We start from the raw sequence: 15,306 nt of genomic DNA, 5'->3' as shown, positions 1-15,306 counted from the left end.
GGAGGGTTGTGCATGAACTGGGCGACGACCCATGGCGGGGAGCCGCTGCGCATGTTGACACGCGGGCGGCATCACTTTCCGCTGGCCGAGGCGCTGCGCGGCGGCATCGTCTGTGCGACGCCCGCGGTCCTGGCTGCGATGCTGCACGAGCCGCTACTGTGCTGGTCTGCGATCGCCGCATTCTGGACGTGCCTGTCGGACGAATCAGGTGCGCCGGTATCGAGGCGGATGCTGTATGGCATGCTGTTCGGTGCATTCGGTGCGCTCATGTCCTTTTGCGCGATCGCGTCGGCGTGGACTTCGTGGCTGGCAATCGCGCTAACAGGCGTCGTGGCGTACGCCGGGGCGCTTGCCCGCATCCAAGGCGCCGCGCCGGGGTTGCGCGGTCTGCTGGTCGCAACTTCCTGGTGCGTGTGCGCGTCCATGCCGATTCACGGATTGCCGACGGGCCTGCACTACGCAGCGTTCTTCATGGGGGGCAGCGCGTGGGCGGTCGCCTGCAGCGTGGGTCTGTGGCAGTACAGTCCGTCGACCCGGGCGCGGCGGGCGGTCTTTGCCTACCTTTATGCGGCGGGATCGTATGTCCACCGGCTTGCGGATGCCGTTTCCAGCGATGACGTGCCGGCCGTTCACGGCCGTGCCGAACTGCGGGCGAAGCTTGATGCGCTTACCAGGATCACCGGAAAGGCGACCTCAGGCATTGACGCCTCGTGCCGGCGGTGGCGCGAGAACGGCGAGAGGTCGATCGCCTTGCTTGCGGGCTTGGAAAGCCTGTTGTCCGATCCTGCGTCGCCTGTGCGCAGCGCGTCGGCGAAGCGGCTCTCGGCGCCGTTGCGCACGCTCGCCACTCGCATCGACTTATGCGCCGATGCGGTGCGGTGCGCATCGAATCCAGACGCGTGCGGCGCGCTCGATGGCCCGCTGGGAGAGATCCGCGCCGCAATGGCGCACGCGGGTTCTGCGGACGTGACGGAGACGGAGTGCGCGTGGCTGCAGGGGTGCATGACGCTTGTCGACCAACTGGCCGAATTGACGGGCGCAGAAGCTGCGGAAGCGGCTGTGGCGCCTGGGTCCCTCCAGAGATCGTCGGTCGAGAGCACGAGAAGCACGCGGCGCCGCATCAAGACCGCCATCCTCGATCACGTCCGCTCCAATAGCGAAGTCGCTCGCTACGCTTTGCGCCTATCGGTGGCGGCGATGATCGCCGTCACGGTCGCGCGGGTATCAAAGGTGGATCAGGGCTATTGGCTCGCGCTCACAACCATGTTCGTTGTGCAGCCGACAGTCTCGCAGACGCTCAAGGTATCGGGCCTGCGCATCTGCGGGACGATTCTCGGTGCGATGCTTGCGTCAGTCCTGGCGCTGCTCGTCCACAACCCGATCCTTCTAGCGCTGGCCATCGTTCCGTTGGCGATGGGAACGCTCGGTGCGCGAGCAATGAGCTACGTGTCGTACATCCTGTTTTTGACACCACACTTCATCCTTGTTGCCTATCTCGGTACGCCCGCTGGCCCGCCGTGGGCGCTGGCTTTCTCACGTGTCGGAAACAGCGTCGCGGGCGCAATGGTCGGTGTGGTCGTTAGCTTGATCGCGTGGCCGGAATGGGAGCGGCACAAGCTCGGTGCGGTTGCGGCGCGCGCGATTTCCGCGGTCATGACTTATATCAACATGATCTCAATAGGCGACGAGTTCGGACCGGAGAAGGACCTCTGCACGGTTGCGGCGGTGCGACGGGACGCCTGCCTCGCCATCGACGAGCTCGAGGGCGTCGTCAACGCGATGCGACTCGAACCGCTCTCGTCGAGCCACCGCATATCGCACGCAAGCGTGCTCACGGCGCATCTGGGAGGTTTGGTAGGCGTCATGTCGACGCTCGAATGTGTCCCCGACACCCTCGGCGACGGGGATGATGCACGGCTTTCCGGACTGGCTGGCCGGTGCACGACGCTCATGCGCGGGCAGCGGCGCGTGGACGCCCATGCGTCGCTAGCGACGATGCCAGACACATCTCCGCACCAGTCGTTCCTGCTGCAGCACGTCGAGCAGCAGGCAATGGAACATGCCTTTGTAATCGGTATGGTCCGGTGGAACGTCGCCTAGCCCCAGGGGCATGTCAGGACGTATCACAACGGCGTCAGGAACATCTGCGCGAAGTCAGGATCGTCTCCACCATCTCGGTTACGAAATCGAGGAGCGCCCGCACCTTGGCGGGCCGGGGTTGGCGCGACAGGTGGAAGGACGCAGCGGAAGGTGTTCGTCGAGCCAGTAGGGGAACAGCTCGACGAGCAGGGCTGATGCCAGTTGCGTTTGGGGTGGACAATCGCGGCTACCGGCTACTTCCTGTCGTCCGCTCAGGCGGACGAAGCAGTCTTTGCCGTCGCGAATTGAACGATCGCTTGCTGCGTGGATGCGACGTCTGGACGTTCAAATAAGGCGCGTGCGAATTACTCATCCTTGCGGTCATGAACGGTCGCTCTACACATGTTGTGGTCATATGGCCGACAGTGCATAACACGCCGGCGCAGTTCAAAAACTTGTCGCAGTAGGCGGTCCGGAAGATTCTGAACGGGCCGAGAGTCGCTCAGTCCGACTTCACGACGTCGCGCTCGTCGACCGCTGACGCCGTTACGACGCGGTTGCGCCCTGTTGCCTTCGCCAAGTAAAGCGCCGCGTCGGCCCGCGCCAGGGCGCCCGCTAGCGTATCACCGGCCGCTACGCATTCGACCCCTGCGCTAAATGTGCAGCGCACGCCTTCGCAAGGCGACCGGTCAACGGCAAGCCGCAGTGCATTCGTCAACCCTACTGCGTCAGTCTTTCGCGCGTCCACGAACACGATCGCGAACTCCTCCCCACCCAGCCGCCCGAAAAGATCGCACGGCCGCAGCCGCGCGGAAATAACCGAGGCGATGTGCGTAAGGATCCGATCGCCGGCCCCATGGCCAAAGCCGTCGTTGACGGCTTTGAAGTTGTCGATGTCGAGAATGGCGACCGACAGCGGCGAGCCCTTTTCCAGCGCGTGGCAAAGCAGGACATTCGCCCTCGCCATGAACGCGCGCCGCATGAGTACGCCCGTCAGTTCGTCGATACTCGCAAGCTGCTCCATCCTTCGGACGAGCTGATCGTGTGCGAGCATCACCATGCCGGTCGACATGCACGGCAACGTGACGATTGCGAGCCCTACAAACAGAACGTTCCAGGGCGACGGTTGCAGGAATGTCATCTGCGGCACGACGCCGAAGGCAACCGCGACGGCTCGCGCGACGTGGACCAACGCGCCAAGATATGTGGCCGCCGCGACGAATCGGTAGGGGTAGCGCGCACCGTCGCGCGGCGCGTGACGCAGAGCCAACGTGCCCACGGTGATCCGTGCATACGCCAGGAGGATGGATATGAGCGCGACCCTCGCATCGATGTTCGGCGACACGCACGTAAAGTACACCAACGCCACGAAGGCAGTGACGAACGCCGCCGACTCTTCGTGTCGCGCGGGGCCCTTACCAAAAAACTGACGTGTCCCCTGTACGAGCAATAGGGCCGCCACGAGCGCAATGAGCGAAGCGCCGATAATCACGAACTGTCTTGGCTGAGCGCCAGCGGTCAACACCCACAACGCCGCGGCGGCCAATAGCGCATAAGCCACGCACCAGCGGCTAATACCCGGCACTGAAGTCCGAAGCAGGGAACCAAGGATGGCGACGCTCATCAGGCAAGACACGACTACGACGCCGATTAGAGCGAGTGGGCTGAACATGAGATCGAGCTAGGCGACAAAAAGAAAGACCAAGGAAATCGAGACGGTATCCGACGAGTGAATGAAAAACGAAGGCGAATCAAATCGCTACATCGCTGCGGCGGCGAGCGCTTATCGTATCGCATGTGCGTGTAGAGAAAATATTCAGGGATCAGCGCGAGCAGTGCCGTCGCTGGCGCGGGGTTGTTTGTTCGAGCCTGAACTGAACGTTGCGCGATTCGGCTTTTACAGCCTCCAGACTCCCCGCCTGCGCTTGCGTTGAACGGAAGTTCAGGGTCATTCTGAGGCATCTGGCGTGGGTCGACAAGGCGTCGGGTCGCCTGCGGTTCCCGCCGGTCTGACAGATCGCTACGGCACATCGTTAGTAAACGTGGCGTCGACAAAGGCCCGCAACTGACTCAGGTCGGTCCTGGCATACGCCGCTGTGGTCTGCACCGAGGCGTGCCCGAGCAGCGCCTGCGCGGCGGGCAGAGGCACTTGGTGGTCGACCACCAGGGTGCGTGCATAGGCGTGGCGCAACCAGTGCGGCGAGGCCTTGCGCAGCAAGGCCTGCGTGGAATCCTTGTCCGGCAAACAGCATCTTTGCGCCGCCAGGCCGCGGCTCAACGGCGAAATAAGCACCGACCAGCAAGCAGCGGCCGCCGGCGCCATGGGCGGCTACTACGGCGCGCGGCTCATCGAGGCCGGAGCCGATGTCAGCTTCCTCGTGCGGCCGGGCCGCGCGCAGGCGCTCGATCGCGATGGCCTGAAGGTGCGCAGCGAACTCGGAGACTTCCGCCGTCCGGTCAGAACCGTCGACTACGGCGAAGGTACCTCGTTTCGCCAATACCCTGATAGCCTTGCTACGGATGGCACCGGTCTCGGGCTCGACAAAGTGAACCTGAAAAATGTGCTTCGCGAGGTCGATGGCTACTGTGGTCGGTTCCATGTCCTCGTTACCGAGTTCCGACGACAGACTCAGCACTGTGGGCACAACGGAGCTAGGACTGGTGAAAACTGGGCCGACCTGGGCCGGCGACCCGCCGAACTTGGAGGCGGCCATTCCAACTACACTTCACGACGACTGCGCACCCAAATGGGGAATGATGCACCAACGACGTCCTGGAGGTAGTCCTCGTACGTTCCGGCTCGCGCCTCGGCTCCACTGAGTCGGATCGTCTTAAGTTTCTGTTTGATAAAGGTTTTCTGGCAGATGCTATGGGACAGCATGTCACATGGCACGTCCCTTGCGTAGTTGCGTCCAATCTTGAATACAAGATGGAACGCATGAATCAACAAGTCGTCTCAGTCCCGCTTTCGTCGATCAGCTCACTGCTCGAAAGTTTTGCGCGCCGCGCGCTCACCCCTGTCGACTGCATCGCCCAGGTCCTGCATCGGATCGAAGCCTCCGACCGACCGGAGGCCTGGACGCATCGCGTTCCCGCCGAGGACTTGCTTGGTCGTGCCGCGGCATTGCAGTCCCTCTTGACGGAAGAGGGCGATTCTGCGCTGGCGCGCATGCCGTTGTTCGGCGTGCCATTCGCGGTCAAGGACAATATCGATGTGGCGGGCATGCCCACCACCGCTGCCTGCCCGGAGTTTGCTTACGTGCCGCATAACGCGGCCTTTGCGGTGCAGCGGCTGCTGGACGCCGGCGCCATCCTGGTCGGCAAGACCAACCTGGACCAGTTTGCCACGGGGCTGGTTGGCACGCGTTCACCGTACGGGGCGGTGCGCCAGATTGCCTCGGCGGACCACGTATCGGGCGGATCGAGCTCCGGCTCCGCCGTGGCCGTCGCGGCGGGCTGCGTGGCCTTCTCTCTGGGCACTGACACGGCCGGATCGGGCCGCGTGCCGGCCGGCTTCAATGGCCTCGTCGGCATGAAGCCTTCCCTGGGGCTGGTCAGCAAGCGGGGTGTCGTCCCGGCATGCCGCACGCTGGATACCATTTCCGTCTTTGCGCACGACGTGGCCGATGCGTGGCGCGTCATGGAGCAGCTTGCCGCTCCCGATGCGCTGGACGGCTATTCACGCCACATTCCGGCGCTTGGACTGCCGCGCGGCCCGCTGCGCGTGGGGGTACCCGATACGCTGGAATTCGGCGGCGACTTGCTCGCCAGGAAGGCCTTTGCCACGGCACTCGACGTTTTGACTACCGGCTTGTCGATCATGCCAGCGCCGGTGGACTTCGAGCCTTTGCAGCAAACGTCGGCACTCCTTTATGACGGCCCGTGGGTCGCGGAACGGCGCGCAGCGGTCGGCGCGTTCTTCGATACCCACCGCGACGCGATCGACCCCGTGGTGGCCGCCGTCATCGCCAAGGCCGACCAGTACAGCGCGGTCGATGCGTTCAATGGCCAGTACCGGCTGGCGGAACTGAAGCGCCGGGTCGAGGCGCTGTTCCAGGATATCGACGTGCTGATCGTGCCGACCACGCCGACACATCCGACCATTGATGCGGTTAGGGCGGACCCCATTGGCCTAAATAGCAAGCTTGGCCGCTATACCAACTTCGTCAACCTGCTCGACCTGTGCGCACTGGCCGTACCGTGCGTCGCCCGCGCCGACGGATTGCCGGCGGGCATCACGCTGATCGGCCCGTCGGGGGCTGACCACCGGCTGGCGGTGCTTGGCGCCCGGATCCAGTCGCTGTTCAGCAAACGGTCTGTGCCGACCGGGCTGGAGTATTCGCCGCTGCCGTTCAGCGAGCCGACTGTGACGCTCGCAGTGGTGGGCGCGCACCTGCGCGGACAGCCGCTGAACTGGCAATTGCGTGAAGCCGGCGCGCGCTACTTGGAGACGACCAGGACCTCGGCCTGCTATCGGCTGTATGCCCTGGCGGCGACGACACCGCCCAAGCCTGGCCTTGCGCGGACCGATGACGGCGAAGGTGCTGCCATCGAACTCGAACTGTGGGAGCTGCCGCTGCGCCTGTTCGGCAAGTTTGTCGCCGACGTGCCGGCACCGCTCGGCATCGGCTCGGTAGAACTGGCCGACGGCCGGTACGTCAAGGGCTTCATCTGCGAGCCGGTAGCGCTCGCCAGTGGAGGCGGTGCACGGAACATCACGGCCTTTGGCGGCTGGCGTGCGTACCTCAGCAGCCTGGAAGCCGTTGTGCCCGCCGCCTGACCACGTTGCCGCCAGCCTGATGCCTCCGAACACCAACGCCAACGAGCCGCCCAGTCTCCTACTTGACTGCTCCATCCACCTCACCTACGACTGCAGACTGCCATGACAAACCGCCGTGACTTTCTCAAACAGGCCAGCCTCCTCACACTGGGCGGCGCGCTGCCTTTCGAAACCCTTCTGGCTGCGGAAAAGCTGACCGTAGGCGTGCTCTACGTCGGCGCGCGCGGCGACTTCGGCTACAACCAGGCGCAGGCCGCCGCGACCAGCGTCATCCGCAAGCTTCCGAACGTGAAGGTGGTGGAAGAGGAGAACGTCCCGGAAACCATCGCCGCCCAGAAGACCATGGAGGCGATGATCCAGCAAGACGGTGCCTCGCTGATATTCGCAACCTCCTTCGGCTACTTCGATCCGCATGTGCTGAAGATGGCCGCCAAATATCCGAAGGTGCGGTTCGCGCATTGCGGCGGGCTCTGGAAGCAGGGCAACCCGCCCAACATTGCCAGCTATTTCGGCTACATCGACGAGTGCCAGTACCTGGATGGTGTCGTGGCCGGCCACATGAGCAAGAGCAAGAAGCTGGGCTTCGTCGCGGCCAAGCCGATTCCCCAGGTGCTGCGCAATATCAATGCGTTCACGCTGGGGGCGCAGTCGGTGGACCCGTCGATCACGACCCGGGTCATCTTTACCGGCGACTGGTCGATGCCCGTCAAGGAGGCCGAGGCGGCCAACAGCCTGATCGACCAGGGCTGCGATGTGCTGACCTGCCACGTGGACGGGCCCAAGGTCGTGATCGAAACCGCCGAGAAGCGCGGTGTGATGAGCTGCGGCTACCACGCCAGCCAGGCGGCTCTGGCCCCTAAAGGCTACCTGACAGGCGCGGAGTGGGATTGGGCCACGCCATACAAGGGCCTGGTCGGCAACGCACAGTCGGGCAAGCCGCAGCCCAACCTCCTTCGCGGTGGCCTGAAGGAGGGCTTCGTCAGGTCCTCGGCCTACGGCGCGAAGGTGAGCGCGGCCGCAAAGCAGCATGCGGACTCGGTCAAGGCCAGGATGATGGCCGGCGACTTCATCATCTTCAAAGGCCCGCTGAAGGACAACAAGGGTGGTACCGCTGTGCCGGCGGGCACGACTCTCGTGCAGACCGACTACACGCTCGAAAGCATGAACTACCTGGTTGCCGGTGTCATCGGCCAGGGCTGACGCTGCATTCGCCGTACCTGATGAACGGAAGGCGGCAACGTCCGCCATCCTCCCATGTTGCACAAGGAAACTCCCATGCGCGTCAATGCCAGTTCGGCGGCCATGATGCTTGGTGTGTTGCCTGCGCTGCCCACCGTGGCGGCGGTGGCGGGCACGCTCCTGCTCTTCTCACTATTCCTGTTCCTGCAAGGCGCTCCGGCCATCGAGGCGCTGCAGCTGATCTTCCAGGGAGCATTCGGTACGCCATTTGCGTGGCAGAGCACGCTGACGCGTGCCGCGCCCTTGATGCTGACCGCGCTGTGCGTGGCCCTACCCGCGCAGGTGGGGCTGATCGTGATCGGCGGCGAAGGCGCGCTCGCGCTGGGCGGGTTGGCCGCGGCCATGGTGCCGCAGTGCCTGCCGCAGGGCACCGCGTGGTGTATCGCCGCGCCGGCCATGGCGCTGGCGGGCATGCTCGCGGGAGGGTTGTGGATCTGCGCCGTCGGCATGCTGCGGCAGTGGCGGGGGGTCAATGAGACGATCAGCAGCCTGCTGATGTCCTACATCGCTATTGCGCTGTTCAAGCATCTGGTGGAAGGACCGTTGCGCGACCCGGCAAGCCTGAACAAGCCTTCGACGCCACCGGTGCCGGACGCCATAATGATCGGCACGCTCCCGGGGCTGGATGTGCACTGGGGGCTGCTCTTCGGCGTGCTGGCCTGCGTGGCCGGCTGGGTGCTGGTCCGGCGCAGCACGCTCGGCTTTGCCATGCGCGTGACCGGTGGCAATCCCCGTGCCGCGCGGCTGGTCGGGCTGCCGGTCGGACGGCTGGCCCTGGTGGCCTGCCTGCTGGGCGGCGCAGCGGCCGGACTGGCCGGCATGTTCGAGGTGGCGGCCGTGCAGGGCAGCGCCAATGCCGCGCTGCTGGCCGGCTACGGCTACTCCGGCATACTCGTGGCCTTTGCCGCACGCCAGAACCCGCTTGCCATCATTGCATGCGCGCTGATGATCGGCGGCATCGAGACCAGCGGCAGCCTGTTGCAGCGCCGCCTGGAGCTGCCCGATGCCACCACACTGGTGCTGCAGGGCCTGCTGTTTGCCAACCTGCTCGCCTGGGAAGCGCTGGGCGGTCGTATCTCGGCGTGGCGCGTGCGCCTGCAGGGCATTGTCTTTGCCGGCAAACCTGCCCAACTGGAGGCACGCCATGTCTGACCTGCAATCGCCATGGCTGGTGCTGGCCCTGTCGCTCGTGAGCGGCGCGATCCGCGTCAGCACGCCATACCTGTTCGTCAGCCTGGGCGAATGCCTGACGGAAAAGGGCGGCCGCGTGAACCTCGGGCTGGAAGGCATCCTGGTGTCCGGGGCCATGAGCGGGTATGCCGTGTCCTACCTGTCGGGCTCGCCATGGACGGGCGTGCTGGCGGCGGCCCTGGCCGGCCTGCTGCTTGGCTGCCTCCACGGCCTGGTGTGCTCCCTGCCGCGCGTGTCCGATATTGCCTTCGGCATTGCGCTGATGCTGCTCGGGACGGGCCTCGCATTCTTCCTCGGCAAGCCGTTCATTGAACCGCATGCGCCGGCCTTGCCTTCGCTGGAGCTGGGCAAGTGGGCTGCGTCTGTCCAGGTCCAGCAGCTGCTGCGGATCAACCTGTTGTTCGTGATCGGCGTCGTGCTGGCCTTTGTCCTGCAATGGGGCATGCGCGCGACACGCTGGGGCCTGGTGCTGCGCCTGGTGGGCGATCACGCGGAAACCGCGCGTGCCATGGGCTATCCGCTGACCCGCATCCGCATCGCCGCGACCGCGGTCGGCGGCCTGTTCGCTGGCATTGGCGGCGCCTATCTGTCGCTGGTCTATCCCGGCAGCTGGAACGAAGGCCTGTCGAGCGGGCAAGGCTTGATGGCCGTGGCGCTGGTGATCTTTGCGCGCTGGCAGCCGCTGCGCTGCCTGTGGGCTGCGCTGCTGTTCGGTGCAGCGGGCGCGCTGGGGCCGGCCTTGCAGGCGATCGGCATCACCAGCGGCTACTACCTCTTCAATGCCGCGCCCTATGTCTTGACGCTGGCGATCATGACCATCAGCTGCCGGCCGAACCGCTCCCTCGCCGGCGCGCCGGGCGAACTGAGCCTCACGCGGTGAGGCATGCCAACTCAATCCATCCATGAACGGAATCCAGAAATGAACCGAACCATCGACGCCCGGCCCTATCCGTGGCCCTATGACGGCAACCTGCGTCCGGACAATACCGCGCTGGTCATCATCGACATGCAGACCGATTTCTGCGGCTATGGCGGCTATGTGGACCGCATGGGATACGACCTGTCGCTGACCCGCGCACCGATCGAACCGATCAGCCGCGTGCTGGCGACAATGCGCGAGCAAGGCTTCACCATCATCCATACGCGCGAAGGGCACCGGCCGGATCTCTCGGACCTGCCCGCGAACAAGCGCTGGCGCAGCCGCTGTGCGGGCAGCGACGGCATCGGCATTGGTGACGAGGGTCCCTGCGGCCGGCTGCTGGTGCGCGGCGAACCGGGGTGGGAAATCATTGATGAACTCGCGCCGCTGCCGGGCGAGGTCATTATCGACAAGCCCGGGAAGGGTTCCTTCTGTGCCACCGACCTCGAACTGATCCTGCGCACGCGCGGTATCGACAACCTGATCCTGACCGGCATCACCACCGACGTCTGCGTGCACACCACCATGCGCGAGGCCAACGACCGTGGCTTCGAGTGCACGCTGCTGTCCGACTGCTGCGGCGCGACCGATCGCGGCAATCATGAGGCGGCGTTGCACATGATCACGATGCAGGGCGGGGTGTTCGGCACGGTATCGGACTCCCACGCATTGCTGGCAACACTAGGGTAACGACGATGAAGGGCCATCCATTCCAAGGTGCGCAGGCGCTTGGCATCGAAATGATCGGCGCGACCAAGACGTTCGGCGCATTCCGCGCACTCGACGGCGTGTCGATCAAGGTGGCGGCGGGAACGATCCACGCACTGCTCGGAGAGAACGGCGCGGGCAAGAGCACGCTGGTCAAGGGGCTGGTTGGCTATTCCGTGCTCGACGAAGGACAGATCATCGCGCAGCATCGTGAAGTCCGCATCGACTCGCCGCGCGCGGCACAGGCGCTGGGCATCGGCATGGTGTACCAGCACTTCACCGTGGCCGAAGGGCTGACAGTGGAAGAGAACCTGCTGCTGGCGCGCGGCACGTTGCCCTGGAAACTGGACTGGGTCGCGGAGCGGGCGGCGCTGGCGGCCTTCATGCGGCAGATGCCGTTCAGCCTGCCGCTGGACCGGAAGGTGGCGGCCCTGGCAGCGGGCGAAAAGCAGAAGCTGGAGATCCTCAAGCAACTCTACCTGCGCCAGCGTTTCCTGATCCTGGACGAGCCCACCTCGGTGCTGACGCCGCATGAGGCGGACGAGGTGCTTGGCCTGATGCGCACATTGACCTCGCGAGGGGAAGTCACCGTACTGATGATCACGCACAAGTTCCGGGAGGTGATGGACTATGCGGATGACGTGACGGTGCTGCGCAAGGGGCGGCAGGTCGGTACTAGCGCGGTAGCGTCGACGAACCCCGAGCAGCTCGCCGCCTGGATGATGGGGGCCACGTACGCTGCCGGGCCGGAGGGAGCTGCCGAGGCGACGGGAGTGCTTGCCGGGATCGGGACGAAGCGCACCGCGCGTAAGCCGCTCGATCCGCAGGCGCAGACGCGCCTCCATGTTCGCAACGCGACCGTGATCGACGAGCGCGGCCACGCCGTCGTGCGGGAACTGAGCCTTGCCGTGCGTGCTGGCGAGATTCTCGGCATCGCCGGCGTCTCCGGCAATGGCCAGCGCGAACTGGTGGAGGCGCTGGTGGGGCAGCGCCCCTTGTCGGACGGGGACATGGCTGTCGGCGGCAAGCCGTATCACGCCACGCGCGCGCAGATGGCCGGACAGCGCGTCTATGCCATTCCCGAAGAGCCGCTGAAGAATGCCTGCGTGGCAGGCATGAGCGTGGCCGAGAACCTTGCCTTGCGGGAATTCGACCGGCGCCCGCTGAAGCGCGCCGGCGGGCTGCTGGACCGCCGCGCGATCCGTGAACGCGCGCTCAGGCTGATCGCCGATTTCAACGTGCGCCCGCCGCTGCCGGAGCAGCAGATCGGCACGCTTTCCGGTGGCAACGTGCAGCGCGCCGTCCTGGCGCGCGAACTGGGCCAGCCGGTGGATGTGCTGATCGTCGCCAATCCGGTGTTCGGCCTGGATTTTGCCTCCGTCGCCGACATTCACGCGCGCTTGGTGGCGGCCCGCGATGCCGGCGCCGCAGTGCTGCTGGTGAGCGAAGACCTGGACGAACTTCTGGCGCTGGCGGATCGCATCGCGGTCATGGCCGAAGGTCGGATCGTCTACGAAACCACGGCGGCCGGCGCCGAGCGTGCTGAGCTGGGCCGGCATATGGCCGGGCATGGCCATGCGGCCGGCCCCGTGCCGGTATCGCCCATGATCGTTCCGGAGCTGAGCGTATGACGCAGACTGCCGCATTGCCGACGGCGCGGACCGTGGACGCGCTGCCGGCGCCGTTGCAGCTCGATGGCGCCAGCACTGCGCTGGTGGTCATCGACATGCAGCGCGATTTCATCGAGCCGGGCGGGTTTGGGGAATCGCTTGGCAACGACGTATCGCTGCTCGCGGAAATCGTTCCCACCGTGGCGGCGCTTCTTGCGCTGGCGCGGCGCGCCGGGTGGTTTGTGGTGCATACCCGGGAATCGCATGCGCCGGACCTGTCGGATTGCCCGCCGGCGAAGCGTCTGCGCGGCGCACCATCGATGCGTATCGGTGATCCCGGCCCAATGGGGCGGATCCTCGTGCGGGGCGAGCCCGGTAGCGAGATTATCGACGCGCTGGCACCGTGGGTTGGTGAACTGGTGGTCGACAAGCCGGGTAAGGGCGCCTTCTACGCGACCGGGCTTGACCAGGTTCTCAGGTCGCGCGGCATCTCGCAACTGGTGTTCGCGGGCGTAACAACGGAAGTGTGCGTGCAGACGTCGATGCGTGAAGCGAACGACCGTGGTTACGAGTGCCTGCTGGTCGAGGATGCCACGGCAAGCTACTTCCCGGCCTTCAGGCAGGCCACGCTGGACATGGTGCGCTCGCAAGGGGGCATCGTGGGCTGGACGGTGCCATTCCAGGCGTTGGCGGGAGCATGGGAATGAATCGGGGAGTGATGGCGCTTCCGCACCGGGAGAGAAAGGGATGGAAGTGAACCGTGCCGAGGTCGTCGCCCAGGTGGCGGCGGCATTCGAGACGTATGAGCGCGCCCTGGTCGACAACGACATCGACATGATGAACGCGCTGTTCTGGGACACGCCGGAAACCGTGCGCTACGGCATTGCCGAAGTCCAGCTCGGCAGCGATGCGATCCGCGCGTGGCGGCAGACGTGCGAAGCCGTGCCACGCAGCCGCCGCTTGCTGCGTACCGTGGTCACAGCCTTTGGTGCGGACTTCGCCACGGTCAGCACCGAGTTCGCCAGCGATGCCACGCCGCTGCTGGGCCGGCAGATGCAGACATGGGCCAGGGTCGGGACGCAGGCGGATCCCTGTGGCGGCTGGAAGATCGTGGCCGCCCATGTCAGCGTGATTCCCGCACCGAATGAGCGGTAGCTGAAGAAGAATGGGCATAATCAACTCGTCACCGCCGCAACTCACCTGTTTTCACGGACTCATGGAAGCACCAGCGTCAAACGCGCCCAATGCAATGGCCGAGCAGGTCTACCAGCGGCTCAAGAGCGACATCTTCAGTTTTCGCCTGTTCCCGGGGGACCGCTTCTCGGAGCACGGCATCGCCGCCTACTACGGGGTGTCGCGCACACCCATGCGCGACGGGCTCTTCCGCCTGCAGCGCGAAGGCTACCTCGAAGTGGGCTTCCGCCGCGGCTGGCGTGTCGCGCCAATCAACTTCGAGCAGCTCGACCAACTGTATGACCTGCGCATCGTACTGGAACTGGCTGCGCTGGACCGTATCCTGTGCGCCGAACATGGCCGTGAAGCGATGGAGACACTGAAGGCCATCTGGTGCGTGGATCCCGGACAGCGGGAGTCGGACCCCGCGACCATGTTTGAAATGGACGAGGATTTCCACCGCCGCCTGGTTGCGGCCGCCGGCAACCAGGAAATGTTGCGCGTGCACAACGACGTGACGGAGCGCATTCGCATCATGCGGCGGCTGGATTTCCTCAAGCCGCAGCGGACCAGTGCCACCTATGAGGAGCACGGCAAGCTGCTGGATCTCCTGGGGCGTAACCGGCATGCCGAAGCAACCATCTTGCTGCGCGCGCATATTACGCAGAGCAAGGCGGAGGTACGCAAAATTACCCTGTCGATGCTTGCCGCGGCCCGCGACCAGAAGCTGCCGTTCGTCAGTTGAGGCGTCATTTCCGTTGTCGATATTCCATCCCAGAGCCCGCTGCGGTGAAGCTTCTCCCTTGGTTGCCCGCGACGAGGTGCCAGCGGACTATGCACGCTCTCATCGCGTCGACACCCACGCGAATGCAACGCAATCAGGTCGATTTTCACAGCAATTGATCCGGCATTCATGAACTTGAATTGCGCCGCGTACTTGACCGAGTGAAGCTGAAAGTAGCGTCGAATGTGTTTGGGCTGTTTCTGGACACTGCGCAGATGGCTCGACGCGGCCTTGACGAGTTGCAGTTTGGTGCGAGCCGGTGCCCGCGAAGTCATCACCTGCCTTATATCGGCGTTGGCCATCTCGTCGGATTGAGTTCCGGGCTGTAGCTGGGCAGGTAAAACACCTCGATGGCTTGCTTTAGCGGGCCGGCTCCGTTTTTCAGGGCCGCATAATGGCGGCCCTGCAAAACGGGGGGCGAACATCAACGCCGAACGACAAGTGCCAATTCCTGGCACTGGCGCCGAATTGTCATCGCGAAAATGCAGGTAACGGTCCAGCGCGGTCGACTCCGTCGCTTACGCGTGTGCGTAGCCGAGACGCTTCCTTAATCGTGGAATCGCAAAGTCAAGGAACGCCAGCAGCTTCAGTGGTATCTGGCCCTGGCTGACGTAAATGAGGCTAACAGGCACCGGAAACGGTTCGAAAGCCTCCAGCAGCGTTACCAATCTGCGCGGTCTCTGCGCTTCATCGATCTGGTATGACGCCACGCGTGCAATCCCGGCTCCGTCCACCGCGGCGACCATGGCTGCCTCCACGGAATTCACCACGAGTCGGGAAGGTACCTGCAGGGTCTGTACTGTACCTTTCGACCGGAACGCCC

General features: G+C 64.8%; 12 protein-coding genes and 3 pseudogenes. 11 read left to right on the top strand and 4 right to left on the bottom strand.

Going from position 1 to position 15,306, the window contains the following annotated elements; translation table 11 throughout:
- Positions 1 to 12: 12 nt before the first annotated feature.
- A complete protein-coding gene (locus KB879_RS33875; RefSeq protein WP_211983921.1) occupies positions 13 to 2,100 on the top strand; it encodes an FUSC family protein in 2,088 nt (695 codons plus the stop codon).
- 481 nt (positions 2,101 to 2,581) lie between these two features.
- Here KB879_RS33875 and KB879_RS33870 read toward each other — a convergent pair whose 3' ends face one another.
- Positions 2,582 to 3,751 (bottom strand): GGDEF domain-containing protein, encoded by a 1,170-nt coding sequence (locus KB879_RS33870; RefSeq protein WP_211983920.1) that lies wholly within the window; start codon positions 3,749 to 3,751, stop codon positions 2,582 to 2,584.
- Positions 3,752 to 4,099: 348 nt separating this feature from the next.
- A pseudogene (locus KB879_RS33865) lies at positions 4,100 to 4,300 on the bottom strand (tyrosine-type recombinase/integrase); the annotation flags it as partial.
- Positions 4,301 to 4,400: 100 nt separating this feature from the next.
- On the opposite strand from KB879_RS33865, the pseudogene KB879_RS33860 reads away from it, so the two are divergent.
- The 10 genes and pseudogenes from KB879_RS33860 to KB879_RS33815 form a co-directional block, all read left to right on the top strand.
- Positions 4,401 to 4,559: pseudogene (locus KB879_RS33860) on the top strand (2-dehydropantoate 2-reductase N-terminal domain-containing protein); the annotation flags it as partial.
- 458 nt (positions 4,560 to 5,017) lie between these two features.
- Positions 5,018 to 6,859 (top strand): allophanate hydrolase, encoded by a 1,842-nt coding sequence (atzF, locus tag KB879_RS33855; RefSeq protein WP_211983919.1) that lies wholly within the window; start codon positions 5,018 to 5,020, stop codon positions 6,857 to 6,859.
- A 102-nt stretch (positions 6,860 to 6,961) separates the two neighbouring features.
- Positions 6,962 to 8,059, top strand: coding sequence for a BMP family ABC transporter substrate-binding protein (locus KB879_RS33850; protein WP_211983906.1), 1,098 nt, complete (start codon positions 6,962 to 6,964; stop codon positions 8,057 to 8,059).
- Between the two features lie 75 nt (positions 8,060 to 8,134).
- Positions 8,135 to 9,250, top strand: a complete 1,116-nt coding sequence (locus KB879_RS33845; protein WP_211983904.1) for an ABC transporter permease — start codon at positions 8,135 to 8,137, stop codon at positions 9,248 to 9,250.
- A complete protein-coding gene (locus KB879_RS33840) occupies positions 9,243 to 10,169 on the top strand; it encodes an ABC transporter permease (protein WP_211983903.1) in 927 nt (308 codons plus the stop codon). Before KB879_RS33845 ends, KB879_RS33840 begins: the two co-directional genes overlap by 8 nt.
- Positions 10,170 to 10,208: 39 nt before the next feature.
- Positions 10,209 to 10,898: a cysteine hydrolase family protein gene (locus KB879_RS33835; RefSeq protein ID WP_211983902.1), complete on the top strand. Its 690-nt coding sequence runs from the start codon at positions 10,209 to 10,211 to the stop codon at positions 10,896 to 10,898.
- 5 nt (positions 10,899 to 10,903) lie between these two features.
- Positions 10,904 to 12,547 carry an ABC transporter ATP-binding protein gene (locus tag KB879_RS33830; protein WP_211983901.1) on the top strand — a complete coding sequence of 548 codons (1,644 nt, stop codon included), beginning with the start codon at positions 10,904 to 10,906 and terminating at the stop codon, positions 12,545 to 12,547.
- A complete protein-coding gene (locus KB879_RS33825) occupies positions 12,544 to 13,233 on the top strand; it encodes a cysteine hydrolase family protein (protein WP_211983900.1) in 690 nt (229 codons plus the stop codon). The genes KB879_RS33830 and KB879_RS33825 overlap by 4 nt, the downstream gene beginning before the upstream one ends.
- A gap of 40 nt (positions 13,234 to 13,273) precedes the next feature.
- Entirely contained in the window at positions 13,274 to 13,681 is a 408-nt protein-coding gene (hpxZ, locus tag KB879_RS33820; protein ID WP_211983899.1) for an oxalurate catabolism protein HpxZ, read from the top strand.
- 61 nt (positions 13,682 to 13,742) lie between these two features.
- Positions 13,743 to 14,444 (top strand): GntR family transcriptional regulator, encoded by a 702-nt coding sequence (locus KB879_RS33815; protein WP_211983897.1) that lies wholly within the window; start codon positions 13,743 to 13,745, stop codon positions 14,442 to 14,444.
- Between the two features lie 182 nt (positions 14,445 to 14,626).
- Here the strand turns inward: KB879_RS33815 and KB879_RS33810 are convergent.
- Both KB879_RS33810 and KB879_RS40580 read right to left on the bottom strand, forming a co-directional pair.
- Positions 14,627 to 14,883: pseudogene (locus KB879_RS33810) on the bottom strand (transposase); the annotation flags it as partial.
- Positions 14,884 to 15,001: 118 nt separating this feature from the next.
- Complete coding sequence (locus KB879_RS40580; protein WP_371827488.1) at positions 15,002 to 15,229, bottom strand: hypothetical protein; 228 nt, start codon at positions 15,227 to 15,229, stop codon at positions 15,002 to 15,004.
- Positions 15,230 to 15,306 lie beyond the last annotated feature (77 nt).

It is taken from the genome of Cupriavidus sp. KK10, assembly GCF_018223725.1.
Classification (GTDB): Bacteria; Pseudomonadota; Gammaproteobacteria; order Burkholderiales; family Burkholderiaceae; genus Cupriavidus; species Cupriavidus necator.
The sequence above is the reverse complement of the archived record's forward strand: the minus strand, read 5'-3'. Positions and strand labels throughout refer to the sequence as shown.